This is a genomic window from Pontibacterium granulatum, assembly GCF_029961155.1.
GTDB lineage: Bacteria > Pseudomonadota > Gammaproteobacteria > Pseudomonadales > Balneatricaceae > Pontibacterium > Pontibacterium granulatum.
The window spans coordinates 1-18,905 of the sequence record NZ_JASBRH010000007.1 but is presented as its reverse complement, the minus strand read 5'-3'; the positions used below and the strand labels follow the sequence as shown (position 1 = coordinate 18,905).

Genomic DNA, 18,905 nt, shown 5'->3' with positions numbered 1-18,905 from the left:
GTGTGTAATGTGTGAAATTACATCCAGCCACGTTCTTTGTAGTAACGAACTGCACCTTCGTGCAGAGGAGCGGACAGACCACCAGAAACCATTTTCTGTGGGTCCAGGTTGTTGAATGCAGGGTGCAGACGCTTGAAGCGATCGAAGTTGTCGAATACTGCTTTCACTACGGTGTAAACAGTGTCTGCATCTACATCAGAAGAAGTTACAAAAGTCGCAGCGTTACCGAAAGTTGCAACGTCTGCATCAGTGCCCTTGTACAGGCCGCCTTTGATGGTTGCATCAGCGTAGTAATCGTTTTCAGCGATCAGCTTGTCGATTACCGGACCAGTCACTGGAATCACTTTAGCGTCACAGGAAGTGGTCGCTTCTTTGATCGCACCGGATGGGTGACCTACGGAGTACAGCATGACGTCCAGTTTGTTGTCACACAGTGCCTGAGCCTGCTCAGCTGCTTTCAGCTCTGCTGCCAGTTTGAAGCTGTCCTTGGTCCAGCCTTTCTCAGCCATGATCACTTCCATGGTGCCGCGAGTACCGGAACCTGGGTTGTTTAGGTTTACACGCTTGCCTACCAGGTCGTCGAAGGTTTCAACGCCGGAATCCGCACGTGCCACGACAGTGAACGGCTCGTTGTGTACGGAGAACAGTGCGCGCAGGTTTTCGAATTTACCCTGATCGATGAAGGTCTTGTGCTTAGTACCGTTCAGAGCGTGGTACTGCCAGTCAGACTGGGCCATACCCATGTCCTGCTGACCCTGACGGATTGCGTTGATGTTTGCTACGGAACCGCCGGTAGAAGGCGCAGTACACTTGATGCCGTGGTCTTTAGTTTCACGGTTAACCAGACGACAGATAGACTGACCAACAACGTAGTAAACACCTGTCTGACCACCGGTACCGATCGTTACGTACGTCTGATCAGCGCTGGCTGTAGTTGCAGAGAAAGCAGCCGCCAGACCAACTGCGGAGGACAGAAGCGTAGTTGCAAGTTTGTTCTTCAGAGACATGGGAACCCTTCTTATCTTTATGCGCCCGCATGCGGGCTATTAAATAAGTTCTTATATCAGCAGCGTGTTCTCACTCGACCGCTGCTGCGCTCAGGAAGCGGTTCGCCCGGCGTACCGGTGAACCACCTCCTCCCCTGCAACCGGGGCTGGCCCCCTTCATGCTTTTTGCCAACCACGTTTGTGTTACAGGAGTGAGTCTTCAACAAAAGACGTCCTCTAACATATTGGAAAGACCACACACCCAAGACCGCCTTCCATGCCAACAAAACCTCCTTTCGTGCCACTTTTGGCAATTTCCAGCATCGAGAGATGAAATCACGACTCAGATCAGGCTATGGTGGGTAAAGAAAAGCTTGAGAGAGACTTAGAATTTGTAGCTTGTTTCGGGCTCAGGGTTTGTGAAAAACTCTGCGCCTTATTACCCATTAACCGGAAGACACACACGATGAAAAACTGGCTGTTTCTGACCGTTGCTATCGCTTCAGAGGTCGTTGCAACCACGGCCCTGAAATCCAGCGAAGGTTTTACCCGCTTTCTACCTTCTTTATTGGTTGTCGTAGGCTATGGCGTCGCGTTTTATGCCTTGTCGCTGACACTGCGCACTATCCCTCTGGGCGTGGCCTATGCCGTCTGGTCGGGTCTTGGCATTGTCGCCGTAAGCGTCCTTGCACTGATGCTCTATGGACAGAAGCTGGATATGCCTGCGATCATCGGCATTGCGCTGATTGTTCTCGGCGTCATTGTTATCAATGTGTTTTCCAACACCTCTGCCCACTGACACTTAACTTATGACCTTGCTGCAACGCCTGAATCAGTTCCGCTACCAAAAGCCCCTGGGCATCCGTCTGTTGGCGGCGATTCTGCTTTGCAGCTCAGCCATCACCCTGATTGCCACCGGTACCCAGCTTTGGCTGGATTACCGCTACGAACTGTCGGCGATCGACGAACGTCTGCAGCAGATCGAGGCCAGCTCGCTTAACAGCCTCTCCAACAGTCTGTGGGAGATCAGCCCGGACCAGATTCAGGTACAACTGGATGGCCTGCACCAACTGCCCGACGTACGCTATCTGGAGATCAGCTCACAGTACGGTGACTTTTACGCCGCCGGCAGCCGCCCGGAGAAAGGTCCGATTGTGGAACGTCACTATGATCTGCAACACCGTGCTGATAACGGTGTGATCTACGATGTGGGTAATCTCACCCTGATCATCAGCCTGGACGAGCTATACCGCCGCCTGGCCGATAAAGTATTGGTGATCCTGGCCTCCCAGGGGATCAAGACCTTCCTGGTATCGATCTTTATCCTCACCATCTTTCATCGCATGATCACCCAGCACTTGGGCACCATGGCGCAGTATGCCCGTCGTCTGAAGCTGGACCATCTTGACCGGCCTCTGTTTCTCAAGCGCAAAGGGAAAAACCGCGACGACGAATTGAGTCAGGTGGTGGATGCAATGAACAACATGCGCGAATCCATGCTCAAGGATATGAGCAAACGCGCCGAAGCCGAGCAGGCCCTGGCGAAGCTGAACCGAGAACTGGAACAGCGTGTCGCCGAGCGCACCCAACAGCTGGAGGAACGTAACCAGGAGCTGCACGATGCCATGGCCAAGCTGCAGGCCACCCAGCAACAACTGGTGGAATCCAAGAAACTCGCAGCGTTGGGTGGCCTGGTGGCCGGTGTGGCTCACGAGATCAACACACCGATCGGCATCGGTTTTACCGCCGCTTCGTTCCTGGCGGATCAGGCGAAACAGCAGAAACAGCTCAACCCGGACAACCCGTTGGCCGATACCGCCGTCGAGAGCAGCGAACTGATCTGCCAGAACCTGGAGCGCGCCAACCAACTGATCAGCGCCTTTAAACAGGTCTCCGTCGACCAATCCAGCGAACAACGTCGCACCTTCGATCTGGTGCAGTATATGGATGAGATCCTGCTGTCGCTGAAACCACGTCTGAAACGCTGCCAGCCTGAGATCAGCATTCAAGCCCCCGACCAACTGCTGCTCGACAGCTTTCCGGGCAGTTACTACCAGATCTTCACCAACCTGATTCTTAACTCCCTGTTACACGGGTTTGAGAACCAGCCGGGCGGCAAGATCCGTATCGAGATCCGGCAACAGGACAATAACCTGATCATCGATTACCGGGATAACGGTGTAGGTGTGCCCGAAGGATGGCGCTACAAACTGTTCGAGCCGTTTATGACCACCAAGCGCAATCAGGGCTGCAGTGGCTTGGGCATGCACATCACCTTCAACTTGGTGAGTCAGCTACTGAAAGGACACATCGAGTGTTTGCCGAATGAAGACGGGGCGCATTTCCGGATGGAGTTGCCATTGGTTACAGATGATATGGGGCCGGTGCGGAAGTAATCGGATCGGGAACCAAAGAACGTAGGTTAGCCTTCGCGTAGCGAAGCCTAACATCATGCCTTCGATTCCGGATTCGATGTTAGGCATTGCGCTGCAATGACTAACCTACACAATATGCTCAGCTGGCAACCTACGGATCAAAGCAACCCAACTTCCTTGAAATACCGCTCCGCGCCTGGGTGTCGTGGTGCTGCCAACGGGGTTTGCACCATATCCTCCACCTTCAGATTTACAAACGCCGGATGCAATCGACGGAAGCGTTCGAACTGGGTGAAGAGGGATTTCACCATCGCGTAGGCCACTGCATCGGGCATGTCTGCACGGGCAAACAGGGTCGCGTTGACGCCCACAGTGTGCACATCTTCGTGCCCATCCCCATACAGTTTTCCACTGATCACTAATGGCTGATAGTGGGGGTTCTTGCGGGTCAACGTATCAACGTCATCTTTGCTCAGGCTGATCAAACGGCTATTGCAGTCACGCAGGGATTCCTTGATTGCTCCACTGGGATGCCCCACCACATAGAGGGTCGCGTCGATTTTATTCTGGCACAGCGCTTCGGCCTGGTTGGCAGGCGCCAGCTGATGTACCTGTGAAAAGTCATCCAATTGCCAGCCACGGGCGTCCATTAGCATACTCAGGGTGATACGCTGGCTGCTGCCGTCTTTACCGATGTTGATGCGTTTGCCCTGCAGATCGGCAAAGCGCTCGATACCGCTGTCGCTACGGCTGAGAATAGAGATGTATTCAGGGAAAAGATTGATCAGGGCGCGCAGCTCGGGATCGGGCTTGTCGAACTTCCCCGCGCCCTGACGCGCATTGAACAGCTGACCGGCTTCAGCGATCCCCATGTCCAACGAACCGTCGGAGACCTGCTGTAGATTCGTTACAGAACCGGGCGTACTGCGTACCTCACAGCGAATACCGTGTTGTTCACGAGTCAGATTAACCAGGCGGCACAGCGCCCCACCAGCGGGGTAATACAAACCTGTAATGCCACCCGTGCCTAAGGAGATAATTCGATTATCTGCATGCGTAGGTGCGAATGCGATAGCACTTAACGTGATGCCACACAGAGCAGAACGGGTCAGATGCCGCAGCCAATCTTTCATTATTGTTCTCTTGGATCTGCAAATCAGCGATGCGCCAGTGTAGCAAAGCCGTAGGGATTGGTCATGGGGTGTGCATTGTGGTTGGTGTTGGGCATTGCTGCGCAATGGCCAACCTACATATAGAAAGAGCCACGTTTTTGTAGGTTGGCCATCGCAAAGCGATGTCCAACACAATATCCATAAGGAAGGCCGTTCATTAACCAATGTAGGGCAGCCTTTAGGCTGCCGGCAGGCTAAAGCCTGCCCTACAGAGATATAAGATTATGCTCGAGGGCATACTTGGTAAGCCCAGCAGCTGTCTGGATATTCAACTTCTGCTTGATGTTCTGGCGGTGGGTTTCGACGGTACGTACCGAAATATTGAGGGTACGGGCAATCTCTTTGTTGACCTGCCCTTCGGCGATCAGCTTAAGCACGGTTTCTTCGCGCTTGGTAAGCCCCGTGTCTGCTTTATCAGGCTGATCACTATGACCAAATTCGCTGAACAACGCTTCGGAAGCCCCGGCACTGAAATAGGTGCCACCTTGATACACGGTCTGGATCGCACGCAACAGTTCGTCGGAAGATACGTCTTTTAACACGTAACCCGCAGCGCCACTCTGGATCATCTTGACGATATACTCACGATTTTCGTGCATGCTTAGGATCAGCACCCGCACATCGGGCTGATCGTTGTGGAAGTGCTCGGCGGCCTCCAGGCCGTTCATCACCGGCATGGAGATATCCATCAGCACCACATCGGGATTCATCTCGGCTGCCAGCGCCAGCGCTTCCTGCCCGTTACTGGCCTGCCCGATCACCTGGATACCTGGTTCACTCTCCAGGCGTGCGCTTATACCCTCCAGTACCAGCGGATGATCATCCACCAGCAGGATGCGGATGGTGGTGTTCTCTGGACTGCTCTCGTGCATAAGCCTCTACTCAGTTAACAGGTTCCAGCGTAAATGTAGCACGTACGCGGGTGCCCATGGTCGGACGACTGCGAATCTCGAAACTACCACCCAGCAGCTCGGCGCGCTCGCGCATGTTCATCAGGCCGATCCCCTCGCACGGATCATCAGCATTCAGGTTAAAACCACGGCCGTTGTCTTTCACATCCACCCGGATCTGGTCATCGGCAGTCCAGATGCGCAGTACCAGCTCGTTGGCATCGGCGTGACGCTCCACATTGGTGATCGCTTCCTGCACGATACGGTACAGGGTGATCTCGATATCATCCGGCAGGCGGTGCTCCGGCAGCTGCAAACGGATGTTGTTGCGGATACCGGTGCGCTCGGCAAAATCATCCAGCATACTCACTAACGCAGCTTTAAGGCCCAGGTCGTCCAGCAGACTGGGGCGCAGGTCGTGGGAGATTTGCCGCACTTCCTGAATTGCCTGATTAAGCACATCCTCAGCTTTATCCAGATTCTCTGCGGCATTATTGGGATCGGATAACATCCGGTCCCGCGCCAACTCGATACGAAACTTCACCGATACCATTAATTGGTTGATTCCGTCGTGCAACTCGCGGGCGAAGTTACGCCGCTGATTCACCTGAAACTGGACGTACTTGTGGACAATCGCGCGCAAGCGCTTATCGGCCAGTTGAGTCGCGTGTACGTTGATTGCCACACCGATCAGAATAATGATGATCGCAGTACCGCCCAGGATCATCAGTACCGTGAAGAAGGTGTTGCGGATGTTGTGGATCACCTGACTGCGGATCTTCGCCACTTCGCTGGCGATATCATCCACATAGATGCCGGTCCCCATCATCCAGTTGAGCTTGGGAATGGTCACCACATAACTGAGTTTGTCTTCCAGATCCCCTTTGGAGGGCTTTCGCCAGTGGTAGCGCACATACCCCCCGCCCTCACGTGCTTCGCGTAACAACTCACGGATCACAAACTGGCCGTGTTTATCCTGCAGATCGAGCAGGTTTTTACCCACCAGCTCAGGCTGTTTCGGGTGAACCAGATTCACGCCACTCTGGTCGTATGCAAAGAAATAGCCGTCGTCTCCGTAGGTCAAACCGTGCAGGATACGCTTGATCTCTTCTTCAGCCGCTTTATCCCCTGGTTGGTAGGTCCTCACTATATGAGCGATAGAGGTCATCGCCAGACTGACATAGTTCTGCAACTCGCTACGTTTCGCCTCCAGCAAATTCCCCTCAAAGGTATGGATCTCCTGTTCTGACAGGTCATGCGCCTGACGCTGGCTGATCAGCATGATAGCGGCGGTCATCAGGATAAGTGGCAACAAAGCCAATAGGAGGATCTTGGACTTAAGAGACATAGCGAGCTTAACGGTAACAAATTCGGCTAATCCTGCATCAGCGTTGAACAAAATTCCACCAAACACAATGCATTTACGTAGTAATACGGAGACGACAGTAGTACTCCGTACCCCTTAGCCACACCTGACCCGTTAACGCGTTTTCCCGTATATAAAAAAGCAGACACCCGTCCTGTCCAGAGCATGACCGAACGGAGTATCTGCATAAATAGCGCGCAGGCCCTTCGCTCAAGACCTGGCGCTCTGGAGTAGTGCACTAACCAAAACCAAACAAACTTCTCCATAAAAACGGATAGGTTCGGCTTCAAGCACTAAAAGGACTTAACTGTATGCTTCTCCCGTCTACACAGGAGCCACATCCGCTAAAAACCATAAAGCGAACACAGTGTCAGGAGAAACGATTTATCCTTATTCATTTAAATAAGAACCACTAATGCGAAACGAGCCGACCCCACCCAAAACGCTAAAAATAGCTTTTTACGACACGTGAAAATTGATCATGACGTGAACAGACAATTAAAAACCCCGGTTCCGCCAGATTTCCCTTCGTCTTAAACAACCTAAAAAGCCACAAAAAACACGCCCCCTCAGACCACTTAAGCAACCGATTCCCACACAACTTCAACCCGTTTTCCCCGACAACCCAAACTTCACCCAAGCCTTTTATTTACGGGGCCTACGGCCATATATGGATATTTAAACAGACACCTCAAGGACGGTATTTGAGACAACGATTGATACCGGCTTCAGCAAGCACAATCCGGACTCAAACATAGCCCTCCCCCTGTTTGGCATAAGAATTCCTTATCTTTTTGCACAAGAATTGACAGTTTGAAGCCCCATTTTTCCGCTCCTAAGATGATTTCAATCAATGGGATTCTGATTGACAACTCGGCACACCCGCCGGACCGGAATACCCAGCATGCAATTCAAAAGAAGGCTTCAGGCAATGCAGGAAATCTCTTTATACATCCACGGCCGCTACCAGAACGCGACCTCCGGAGAAACATTCGAAACCCGTAACCCGGCTAACGGCGAGCTGCTGGCCAATGTGCAGCAGGCCTCCCTGGACGATGTGGATGCTGCGGTTAAGTCTGCTCAGGAAGGTTTCAAAGTCTGGTCCGCCATGAGCGGCATGGAGCGCGGCCGCATCCTGCAGAAAGCGGTAGCTATTCTGCGCGAGCGCAACGATGAGCTGGCACTGCTGGAAGTACAGGACACCGGCAAACCCCTACAGGAAGCCAACTGTGTGGATATCGTGACCGGTGCCGACGTCATCGAGTATTACGCAGGTCTGGCAGCGTCCCTACAGGGTGAACAACAGGACCTGGGCGGCACCAACTTCTTCTACACCCGCCGCGAGCCGCTGGGTGTTTGCGCCGGTATCGGAGCCTGGAACTACCCGATTCAGATCGCCATGTGGAAATCCGGCCCGGCACTGGCTGCGGGCAACGCGATGATCTTTAAACCTTCCGAAGAAACCCCGCTGACTGCGCTGAAGCTGGCCGAGATTTTCACTGAAGCAGGCCTGCCGGATGGCGTATTCAACGTAGTGCAGGGTGACTACCGTGTGGGCCAGGCCCTCTCCCGCCACCCGGAGATCGCCAAGGTCTCCTTCACCGGCGAATGTGGAACCGGCAAGAAAGTAATGGCCGATGCAGCGGGTAGCCTGAAAGAGGTCACCATGGAGCTGGGTGGCAAGTCTCCGCTGATCGTCTTTGAAGATGCCAACCTGAAGAACGCGGTATCCGGCGCCTTGCTGGCCAACTTCTACACCCAGGGCGAAGTATGCACCAACGGTACCCGTGTCTTTGTCCATGACAGCGTCTATGACGAGTTCGTCGCCCAGGTTAAAGAACGTACCGATCGCCTGATCATCGGTGATCCCAGCGATCTGGACACCCAGATCGGCGCGCTCATCTGCAGCAAGCATATGGACAAGGTCCTGGGTTATATCGAAGCCGCTAAAGCAGCCGGTGCCCGTCTGGTGAGCGGTGGTGAACGCGCCACCGAAAACGGTTTGGACAAAGGCAACTTTGTAAAACCAACGGTATTTGCCGACTGCACCGACGATATGCCCAACGTGAAAGACGAGATTTTCGGCCCGGTGATGTCAATCCTGCGCTTTAGCGACGAAGAGGAAGTGATCCGTCGCGCCAACGACACCGAGTACGGCCTGGCCGCAGGCCTGTTTACCACCGACTTTTCCCGCGCCCACCGTGTTATCGCCCGGATGGAAGCCGGCATCTGCTGGATCAACGCCTGGGGGTCTTCTCCTGCCGAAATGCCGGTGGGTGGCTACAAACAATCCGGCATCGGACGTGAAAACGGTGTTGAGACACTGAAGCACTACACCCAGACCAAGAGTGTGTATATCGAGCTGGGTGATCTGGAGTGCCCGTACTAAGCCCCCTATTGGGTACCGACCGGGAACGACGCTGATTTAGCTGTGAGCTGTAACTATGAGCAATAAAAATAAATACGATTACATCATTGTCGGAGCGGGATCTGCAGGCTGTGTGCTGGCAGACCGCCTGACCGAAGACGGCAAGAACAACGTACTTTTGCTGGAAGCCGGTGGCAGTGACAAGAGCATCTTTATCCAGATGCCAACCGCCCTCTCCTATCCGATGAATACCGAAAAGTACGCCTGGCAGTTTGAAACCGAAGCCGAAGGCGATGTGGATAACCGTGTCCTGCACTGCCCACGCGGCAAGGTGCTGGGTGGCGGCTCCTCCATCAACGGCATGGTGTATGTACGTGGCCACGCCTGTGACTTTGATGAGTGGGTTGAACAGGGTGCCGACGGCTGGAGTTATCAGGAGTGCCTGCCTTACTTCCGCCGCGCCGAAAGCTGGAGCGGTGGTGAAGACCAGTACCGTGGCGGCGACGGCCCTTTGGCCACCTGCAACGGCAACGACATGAAGCTGAATCCGCTGTATCAGGCGTTTATCGATGCCGGTGTTGAGGCGGGTTACCCGGAAACCAAGGATTACAACGGTTACCAGCAGGAGGGCTTTGGCCCGATGCACATGACCGTGAAAAAAGGTGTGCGCGCTTCCACCTCCAATGTGTATCTGCGCCGTGCGCTGAAACGCCCAAACCTGACACTGATCACCGGCGTCGTCACCCGCAAGGTGCTGCTGGAAGGCAAGCAAGCGGTGGGCGTTGAATACGAAAAGAACGGCCAGATCACCGAAGCACATGCTGCGACCGAAGTGATCCTGTCTGCCGGTTCCATCGGTTCACCGCAACTGCTGCAGTTGTCCGGTATCGGTCCGAAGAATGTACTGCGTGATGCCGGTGTCAAGGTTGTTCACGACCTGCCGGGAGTGGGTGAAAACCTGCAGGACCACCTGGAGGTTTACTTCCAGTTCCACTGCAAACAACCGATCTCCCTGAACAGCAAGCTGGGCCTGATCAGCAAAGGCCTGATCGGTACCCGCTGGATCCTGTTCAAGGACGGCCTGGGCGCGACCAACCACTTCGAATCCTGCGCCTTTATCCGCTCCCGCGCCGGTCTCAAGTGGCCGAACATTCAGTACCACTTCCTGCCTGCCGCGATGCGTTACGACGGTCAGGCAGCCTTTGACGGACACGGTTTCCAGGTACATGTGGGTCCGAACAAACCGGAATCCCGCGGCCGGGTGTGGATCAAATCCGCCGACCCACATGCCAAGCCGGGCATCAAGTTCAACTACATCAGCACCGAGCAGGACAAGCAGGACTGGCGTGACTGTATCCGCCTCACCCGTGAGATCCTCAACCAGCCTGCGATGGACGCCTACCGCGGCGATGAGATCCAACCGGGCACTCATATCCAGAGCGATGAAGAGATCGACGCCTGGGTACGCCAGAATGTGGAAAGTGCCTACCACCCGTCCTGCTCTTGCAAGATGGGTGCGGACAACGACCCGATGGCGGTACTCGACAACCAGTGCCGGGTACGCGGCATCAAAGCCCTGCGCGTGGTGGATTCATCCATCTTCCCAACCATCACCAACGGCAACCTGAATGCACCCAGCATCATGGTGGCTGAAAAAGCGGCGGATATGATCCTCAGCCGCAAACCACTGGATGTGACCGACGCTCCGGTGTGGATAGATAACAGCTGGCAGCAAAGTCAGCGTGCCGGAGAGCCTGAACGCGCTATGCCCCGCTAAGCGGTCGGTTTCAAGCCTCTCGCAGATAAAAAAATAGAGCCCAGCCAACAAAAATAATTAAAGGTATAAGCTTGATGAAACTATATCTGAGAACTCAACCCACAAGCACCGGCGCGCATCGCTGTAGTGCTTGGCAGAGCAGGACCGTTATCGCGGCTTGCTCTGGCCGTGATCATTGCGATCTCCGTTTCAAAACCGGCTGGAGTGGCTCCCGCGCTCATAGCGGCGGATAGCCTCCCTGCAGATCACCAAGCCTTCCTCACTCTACGGAGGAACACTTGGACAAAGGCGCCAGCGGCAGTAAGCTGATGTTGGCTCCCCGGTTAAGACTATAAATATAAGAACGGAGCAATCCTGAAATGACCACCATACTTTCCGTCGCAATTATTGTGACACTCCTGACATCGGCCTTTATCGTAATTAAGGGCCGTAATGTGCTGTGTAAGGGTGAAATACCAAGCAGTCTATTCGCGTTCCTGGCGATCCTGTTCACTTCCGGCCTGGATGTGGGCCTGATCATGTTCCCGCTCACCGAGTTTCCGGTGTACGCTGAGGAGCAGGCCTACCAATTCACTAACCCGCTGGCGATAGAGTTCGGCTTCTGGGGTGGGTTGGTGTGGGGTTTCTACTTCCTGACCACCTTCTACTTCTGCGTGATCGAACCCAAGGTCAAACTGTTTGAGATCCCTGCCGTAAAGATCGTCAACAATATCGTCGTGATCGCCACCTGCGCGTTCACCGGCTTCCTGTTCCTCAGCTACCTGCCAAGCTACGTGGATGGTATCTCCGATCCGATGCGCTTTGGACTGGTTGCCATTGTCGTCCTGTTGGCCGTACTTTCCAGTACCGATATCAAGTACGTGAAGGTACTGAGTATCGCCTCCACCTGGCTGTTCCTGGCGCTGATCGCAGGCGTGATGCTCAACGCTGACGGTCTGGGTCTGCCTGAACTGGCATCTACCCTGGCGGGCATCGGCGGCTACTTCACCAATCTGGACCAGTTCATTCTGCCCATCTCCGACTATCACCAGTTCTACCTGTTTTGGTGGTTCTCCTGGAGCATCATGATCGGCCAGTTCGTGGCACGTTTTGTAGGTGGCCTGAAAACCTGGCAGCTGTGTGCCGCCCTGCTGGTGATCCCATCAATCCCACTGGCATTGTGGTTCTCCGTCCTCTACTACTACCACGCTAATGCGCTGGAGATCGTGGACATGATGAAACTGGCGATGATCGTCGTAGGCATCATCTTCGTGATCAATTCCCTCGACTCCCTGATCCGCCTGTACACCAGCAACATGGATCTGACCGTTGAGCGTTACGGCAAAACCAGATACATCGCCGGTAACTTCATCGTGATGTACGGCCTGATCCTGGCATACCAGTTCACCCCGTTCGATATTGCCTGGGTGGGCCTGCTGGTGATCGCCCTCTACGCCGTGATCTACCTGCTGCTGTTGCAGCGCCGTCCCGGGCTGAGCCCTCAGCCTGCTTAGCGCCCATAGGCCTAAGCCAAAACACCTTGTGATACAGCGGCCCACCGGCCGCAAAGCAAAGCATCAAGGCACCGGAATTTTCCGGTGCCCTTCCCACCGCTCGTCCTGAAAAAGTGCCAACGATTCAGCGTGCGGTATAAAAACAGAAGGAAAACCGTATGAGTTTAAGTAAGTGGACTGCTGCTCTGGGTGCGGCATACCTTTCGGTGAGCTGCGCCTACGCTAGTGATATCAAGAACGTCATTGTTGTCATCGGCGACGGTATGGGCGCTCAGCAGGTAGGCCTGCTGAATTCCTATGTCAAACATGCGCCGAACTCCTTGTATCAGGATAAAAACCGTATCAGTGCCTGGGAAAACATCGCCCGCGAAGGGGTGTTGGGACTGGCTTACACCGACCCGGCAAACGCTCTGGTTGTGGATTCGGCAGCCTCTGCCACCCAGTTTGCCAGCGGCACCCTGGCCGGTTCTGAAATGGTCGGTTCAGATCAACATGGCGACGCCACCGAAACCATGTTGGAACTGGCAGAGAAAAAAGGGATGGCGACGGGCTTGATCAGCGACACCCGGGTTACCCATGCGACCCCCGCAGGCTTTGCCGCACACCAGACCCATCGTTCGAAAGAGAACGAGATCGCCATGGACATGCTGAACAACAACGTTGATGTCATGTTGGGCGGCGGTTTGCGCCATTGGATTCCCAAAGCAGCAAATGACAAAGCCAGCAATATCCATCAGACACTCCAACAGATGACCGCAGGCAGCGTCCGGATCAAATCCAAACGTAAAGACGAACTGAATGTGCTGCAGCAGGCTCAGGACAAAGGCTACCAACTGGCGTTCAATAAAGAGCAGCTGCAAGCCGCGGACGGCGAAAAATTGCTGGGGTTGTTTGCCTACTCGCGAACCCTGAACGGTATCGAGGAATCCAACTCCCTTACCGATCCGCAACGCACCACACCAACGCTGCAGGAGATGACCGAGAAAGCGATCTCTGTACTTGAAAAAAATGAGAACGGTTTCTTCCTGATGGTCGAATCGGGGCTGATTGACTGGGCTGCCCACGACAACGATACCGGCTATATGCTCCATGAGATGCTGAAGATGGACCGTACCGTCGGGTATCTGTATGACTGGGCCAAAGACAGGGATGACACGCTGATCATCATTACCGCGGACCATGAAACGGGCGGTTTTGGTTTCAGTTATTCGCGCAACAATCTGCCCGAAGGCCGAGACCTGAAAGGCGACGTTTTTAAAGGGACAACTTTCAAACCCAACTATAACTTCGGTCGCTACGATACGCTGGATAAGATCTATCAGCAGAAAGCATCCTATGAGGATATCTTCAGCGAGTTCGACGCGCTGCCAAAGGCTGAACAAACCCCTGCCCACCTGGTGAAACTGGTAAACCAATACACCCAGTTTCCAATCACCGAAGCGGAAGCCCAGAAGATTCTGACGACGGAAGACCACGAATACTACGTCGAAGGCCACGGCTACCTCGGCAGCAAAACCTTCCCCAAAGTGAACGAGTACAAAGAGTTCTTTGTGTATGGCAGCGGCGTGCGCCACAACCTTTTGGCGAGCGTAGTAGGTAAGCAGCAGAACACTGTCTGGGCAACCGGTACACACACCAACACCCCTGTGCCGGTTATCGCCTGGGGGCCTGAAGAGGTCACTCGGAAATTCGACGGTCTGATGCACACAACTGACTGGGCGAACCACGCCATCAACAGCATTAACACGCACTAACGTCTGCATTGACAGAGATGCACGGCAACCGTGTAAGAACACGGCACCGGACGGTTCCGGTGCCCTTTCCGCGCCTCGTCCTGAAAGCGTTCAACCACTCGACGGGGCGCCAATTCAACCACAACAACCTGAAAAGGGATTCACAGTGATAAGAAAAATAACGACTGTCAGTTCCGCCCTGGCCCTTTGTGCATTTGCCACCTCAAGCCAGGCGGAAGTCTCCGCAACCGCCACCCTGGTATCGGATTATGTCTATAACGGCGTCAGCCAAACCGACAGCAATCCAGCCCTGCAGGGCAGCGTGGACTGGTACAACGATGCTGGCTTCTACGTCGGCGCGTTTGCCTCCCAGATCGACTTCACTCCGGCGGGGTTACCCGATGCAGAGCTGGAGTTTGATGTGTACGCCGGTTATGCCGGCAGCATCAATGACGACCTGAGCTTCGACCTGGGTTACGCCTACTACACCTATCCGGGTGCCAACGATACCGGCTTCGAATCCGATTACGGCGAGGTCTACGGTTCCCTGACCTACAAGGGTGCCACCACCCTTAAATTGGCGTACTCCGACAACTACTCCTTTGATGTCGGCGCCTCCTACCTGGTGTTACTGAGCCACACCTTTGATCTGGGCAATGAGATAGGCCTGACGCTGGAAGCGTCCCACACCGAACTGCTCGACAGCGGCAACGGCCAGGACGTGTACTGGTACGGAGATAACGCGATCAATCACTGGGGGGCCTCTCTCAGCAAGAGCCTGGCCGGTTTCGATATGGCGCTGAGCTACACCGATACCGATGCCAACGACGCGTCCGACACCTATGAGGTGGCCGACGCACGGGTGTTTCTGAGTATCAGCAGAACATTCGAGTAAGTGGTGGGGGGGCCCATATCTCTTTCCTCTTCAAGATACAGGCCCATAAGCCGCGTCCGTGGGAGCCAAGCTGATTTGCGAGGTCACTGGCTCTCACAACAGACCCTGAGGTCCATCACGACCATGACGGATAGTAACCCAACTTCTCAGTCGGGAGAACTATCACAAGCCTGTACCGGTGTGATCAATCGACCGAATCACATCAAGAGCACGAGACCGAACAACAAAAATAAGGGAAACACTCATGATGAATCGAAAGAACAAATCCGGCCTGAAACTTAACCTGATGCGTGGTGTTGCCGCTGCAGTGGGGCTATCGGCATCCCTGGCCTTTGCTGACCAGTGCGACACAGTGCGCTTTTCCGACGTCGGCTGGACCGATATCACCGCCACCACCGCAATCACCAGCGAAGTGGTTGAAGCCCTCGGCTACATCCCTACCACACAGCTGCTGTCTGTACCGGTTACCTACACCTCCCTGGCCAACGGTGATATCGACGTGTTCCTTGGCAACTGGATGCCTACCATGGAAGCCGACATCGCCAAGTACCGCGAAGCAGGCACGGTTGAAACGGTGCGCGCCAATCTGGAAGGGGCGAAATATACCCTGGCGGTGCCTAAGTACGTTTACGATGCGGGCGTGCAAAGCTTCGCCGACATCGCCAAACATAAAGACAAGTTCAAGGGCCGCCTCTACGGCATCGAGCCGGGTAACGATGGCAACCGCCTGATTCAGGACATGATCGACAAGGACGCCTTCGGTCTCAAAGGCTTTAACCTGGTGGAATCCAGCGAAGCAGGCATGATCTCCCAGGTATCCCGCGCCGCGAAGCGCAACCAGTGGATCGTTTTCCTGGGCTGGGCCCCACACCCGATGAACGCCAACGTGCAGATGGAATATCTGGCCGGTGGTGATGACTACTTCGGCCCCAACTACGGCGGTGCCAACGTCTACACCAACGTCCGTAAGAACTACACCACAGAGTGTCCGAATGTGGGTAGTCTGCTGCAGAACCTCAATTTCAGCCTGAAAATGGAGAACGAAGTGATGGGCTCCATCCTGGACATCGGTCTGGCCCCGCAGCCAGCTGCCCGTGAGTGGCTGAAAGCCAATCCGGGAGTTCTGAATGGCTGGCTGGACGGCGTGACCACCAAAGACGGCGGTGATGCCCTGGCAGCCGTACGCAGCCACCTGGGTCTCTGATCCGGCTGATCACGGGTCTGGCTGCAAACACTCCGTCAGACCCTATGTCGTTAATACAACTGCGACCGGTGAAACCAGCCGCCGGTCGCGACACTGCCCATACACAATAAAGAATTCGGGTACCCAAGGCCCTGTCGTTGGTACCCCCTATCGATACATAAGGCAGAACAGATGAACTGGTTTACTGAAAACAAACTCCCGCTCGGCAGCTGGATGGAAGCCTTCGTCGACTGGCTGACGTTTAACGCCGCTGGCTTTTTTGATGCGATATCTATCTCCCTGGAGTGGGTGATTCTCTCCATGGTCGATATCTTTCAGTGGTTTCCCCCTTTTGTGCCGATGGCACTGACCGCGGCCATCGCCTGGGCGCTGCACCGCAGTATGCCGCTGGTCATTTTTGTGGTGGTCGCGCTGCTGCTGATTCTCAATCTGGGGTACTGGAAAGAGATGATCGAAACCTTTGTCCTGGTACTCACCGCAACCACTCTATCCGTCATAGTGGGCATCCCAATCGGGATTCTGGCCGCACATCGCCCCTGGCTATACACCATTCTGCGACCGATTCTCGACCTGATGCAGACCATCCCTACCTTTGTGTACCTGATCCCAACGCTGGTGCTGTTTGGCCTGGGTGTGGTGCCGGGTCTGATCTCCACCATTATCTTTGCCATCGCCGCACCGATCCGTCTGACCTACCTGGGGATCAGCCGGGTGCCGGAAGACCTGATCGAAGCTGGCAAGGCATTTGGCGCTACGCCAATGAAGCTTCTGTATAAAGTGGAGTTGCCTGCGGCGATGCCCAACATCATGGCGGGCATTACCCAGTGCATCATGCTCTCCCTCTCCATGGTGGTCATCGCCGCCCTGGTGGGTGCCGACGGCCTGGGCAAACCGGTTATCCGTGCGCTAAATACCGTCAACATCTCCCAAGGGTTCGAAGCCGGCCTGGCGATCGTTCTGGTGGCGATCATTCTCGACCGTATCTGCAAAGCACCGGGCACTAAGGAGGAGGGTTAATTATGACGGCAGTAAGTATTCGCAACCTGGACGTTGTCTTTGGCGACAACGTGAAACAGAGCCTGAACCTGCTTGATCAAGGCAAGTCCCGGCAGGAGATCATCGACGCCACCGGCGATGTGGTGGGCGTCCATAACGCCACGATCGAGGTGCAGCAGGGTGAGATCTGCGTGTTGATGGGGCTATCCGGCTCCGGTAAATCCAGCCTGCTGCGTGCCGTCAACGGTCTTAATCCGATCAGCCGCGGCCAGCTGTTGGTGCGCGACGGCGACAATATGGTGGATATGGCCAGCTGTGATGCCGCTACCCTGCGCCACATGCGCACCCACCGTATATCCATGGTGTTCCAGAAGTTTGCCCTGATGCCGTGGCTGAGCGTGCTGGACAACGTGGCGTTTGGCCTGGAGATGCAGGGGATCGGCAAACAGCAGCGCCGTGCCCAGGCGATGGAAAAGCTGGAGATGGTGGGCCTGGCTGAATGGAGAGACAAATACCCCCATGAACTCTCGGGCGGTATGCAACAACGTGTAGGCCTTGCACGTGCTTTCGCCATGGACAGCGATATTTTGCTCATGGATGAGCCCTTTTCCGCACTGGACCCGTTGATCCGCAGCCAACTGCAGGATGAGCTGATCGAACTGCAGCAACGGCTGAACAAGACCATCCTGTTTGTCAGTCACGATCTGGACGAGGCGCTGAAGATCGGCACCAATATCGCGATCATGGAGTCTGCGCGGATCATCCAGCACGGCAAGCCGGAAGAGATTGTACTGAATCCAAGCAACGCTTACGTGGAAGATTTTGTCGCTCACACTAACCCGCTCAATGTACTGCGCGGCCGTTCGCTGATGACAGAGATCAACGAGCTGGAAAAACTGGAAGAGATGTTGGTACTCAACCGTAACGACAACACCTGCATCGCCACCAACGAGCTGGGCCACGTCGTAGCCGCCAGCCGTCAGGGGCAGCCATTGTCGCTGCATCAGTGGGAAGAAGGTCAGAATGTAGACCATCTGGCGGAAGATACCCTGGTCATGGCGACACCGGATATCTCCATGCGCCAGGCGATCGAGATCCGTTATCGCACCGGCCAGCCGGTGTTGCTCAAGGAATGCGACAGCCTGGTAGGTATCCTCTCGGACCGCGATTTCTACCACGCGCTGCTGGGCAAACATTTCACCACCAGCGCGGCCTGATACACCCCATCACCCAACCTAAAAGCCCGGCACAGATTGATGTCCGGGCTTTCTTTGTGATCAAACCTGCGCTTACTTTCCACGTTGTAGGTTGGCCTTCGCAACGCGAAGCCCAACAGTTAAGGGCAACCCTGACTCGACTTGTTGGGCATCGCTTCGCAATGGCCAACCTACGCTTTTATGGGGTTACAACGTGCGCTTACTTCCCACGTTGTAGGTTGGCCTTCGCAACGCGAAGCCCAACAGTTAAGGGTAACCCTGACTCGACTTGTTGAGCATCGCTTCGCAATGGCCAACCTACGCATTAATGTGATCACACCATGCGTTTACTTTGCAGTATTGTAGTGGTTCAATGAACCCGGACACCAATTTAGGTGGTAAAGTCACCACCGTAGGAAGAGGTGTCCAATGGCAAGACAACGTCGATCATTTT

Annotated in this window: 14 protein-coding genes; 10 read left to right on the top strand and 4 right to left on the bottom strand. The window is 54.8% G+C overall.

The genetic code is table 11. The annotated features are described in order from the left end of the window. Positions 1 to 17: 17 nt before the first annotated feature. Positions 18 to 1,007 (bottom strand): TAXI family TRAP transporter solute-binding subunit, encoded by a 990-nt coding sequence (locus QKW35_RS08225; RefSeq protein ID WP_282352220.1) that lies wholly within the window; start codon positions 1,005 to 1,007, stop codon positions 18 to 20. Positions 1,008 to 1,452: 445 nt separating this feature from the next. Between QKW35_RS08225 and QKW35_RS08220 the strand changes: the two genes are divergently transcribed. Together QKW35_RS08220 and QKW35_RS08215 are read left to right on the top strand one after the other, a co-directional pair. Further along, the gene (locus QKW35_RS08220) at positions 1,453 to 1,785 is read left to right on the top strand and encodes a DMT family transporter (RefSeq protein WP_282352219.1); all 333 of its coding nucleotides are present in this window, start codon (positions 1,453 to 1,455) and stop codon (positions 1,783 to 1,785) included. A gap of 10 nt (positions 1,786 to 1,795) precedes the next feature. Then, positions 1,796 to 3,382: a sensor histidine kinase gene (locus QKW35_RS08215; RefSeq protein WP_282352217.1), complete on the top strand. Its 1,587-nt coding sequence runs from the start codon at positions 1,796 to 1,798 to the stop codon at positions 3,380 to 3,382. Between the two features lie 137 nt (positions 3,383 to 3,519). Here the strand turns inward: QKW35_RS08215 and QKW35_RS08210 are convergent, their stop codons facing one another. The 3 genes from QKW35_RS08210 to QKW35_RS08200 form a co-directional block, all read right to left on the bottom strand. Beyond that, entirely contained in the window at positions 3,520 to 4,494 is a 975-nt protein-coding gene (locus QKW35_RS08210; protein WP_282352215.1) for a TAXI family TRAP transporter solute-binding subunit, read from the bottom strand. Between the two features lie 245 nt (positions 4,495 to 4,739). Continuing rightward, positions 4,740 to 5,405: a response regulator transcription factor gene (locus tag QKW35_RS08205; RefSeq protein WP_282352213.1), complete on the bottom strand. Its 666-nt coding sequence runs from the start codon at positions 5,403 to 5,405 to the stop codon at positions 4,740 to 4,742. Positions 5,406 to 5,415: 10 nt separating this feature from the next. Then, the gene (locus QKW35_RS08200) at positions 5,416 to 6,822 is read right to left on the bottom strand and encodes a cache domain-containing protein (RefSeq protein WP_282352212.1); all 1,407 of its coding nucleotides are present in this window, start codon (positions 6,820 to 6,822) and stop codon (positions 5,416 to 5,418) included. A gap of 898 nt (positions 6,823 to 7,720) precedes the next feature. On the opposite strand from QKW35_RS08200, the gene betB reads away from it, so the two are divergent. From betB to choV, 8 genes are all read left to right on the top strand, one after another. Next, on the top strand, positions 7,721 to 9,178 hold the full coding sequence (gene betB / locus QKW35_RS08195) for a betaine-aldehyde dehydrogenase (protein ID WP_282352472.1): 1,458 nt from the start codon (positions 7,721 to 7,723) through the stop codon (positions 9,176 to 9,178). A 55-nt stretch (positions 9,179 to 9,233) separates the two neighbouring features. Continuing rightward, positions 9,234 to 10,934: a choline dehydrogenase gene (betA, locus tag QKW35_RS08190; RefSeq protein ID WP_282352210.1), complete on the top strand. Its 1,701-nt coding sequence runs from the start codon at positions 9,234 to 9,236 to the stop codon at positions 10,932 to 10,934. 359 nt (positions 10,935 to 11,293) lie between these two features. Next, on the top strand, positions 11,294 to 12,427 hold the full coding sequence (locus tag QKW35_RS08185) for a BCCT family transporter (protein WP_282352209.1): 1,134 nt from the start codon (positions 11,294 to 11,296) through the stop codon (positions 12,425 to 12,427). 158 nt (positions 12,428 to 12,585) lie between these two features. Then, positions 12,586 to 14,181, top strand: a complete 1,596-nt coding sequence (locus QKW35_RS08180; protein WP_282352208.1) for an alkaline phosphatase — start codon at positions 12,586 to 12,588, stop codon at positions 14,179 to 14,181. Positions 14,182 to 14,326: 145 nt separating this feature from the next. Continuing rightward, complete coding sequence (locus tag QKW35_RS08175) at positions 14,327 to 15,055, top strand: TorF family putative porin (protein ID WP_282352207.1); 729 nt, start codon at positions 14,327 to 14,329, stop codon at positions 15,053 to 15,055. Positions 15,056 to 15,341: 286 nt separating this feature from the next. Next, positions 15,342 to 16,259, top strand: coding sequence for a choline ABC transporter substrate-binding protein (locus QKW35_RS08170; protein ID WP_425607996.1), 918 nt, complete (start codon positions 15,342 to 15,344; stop codon positions 16,257 to 16,259). Between the two features lie 171 nt (positions 16,260 to 16,430). Then, positions 16,431 to 17,276: a choline ABC transporter permease subunit gene (gene choW, locus QKW35_RS08165; protein WP_282352203.1), complete on the top strand. Its 846-nt coding sequence runs from the start codon at positions 16,431 to 16,433 to the stop codon at positions 17,274 to 17,276. Positions 17,277 to 17,278: 2 nt separating this feature from the next. Further along, on the top strand, positions 17,279 to 18,472 hold the full coding sequence (choV, locus tag QKW35_RS08160) for a choline ABC transporter ATP-binding protein (protein ID WP_282352201.1): 1,194 nt from the start codon (positions 17,279 to 17,281) through the stop codon (positions 18,470 to 18,472). Positions 18,473 to 18,905: the final 433 nt, after the last annotated feature.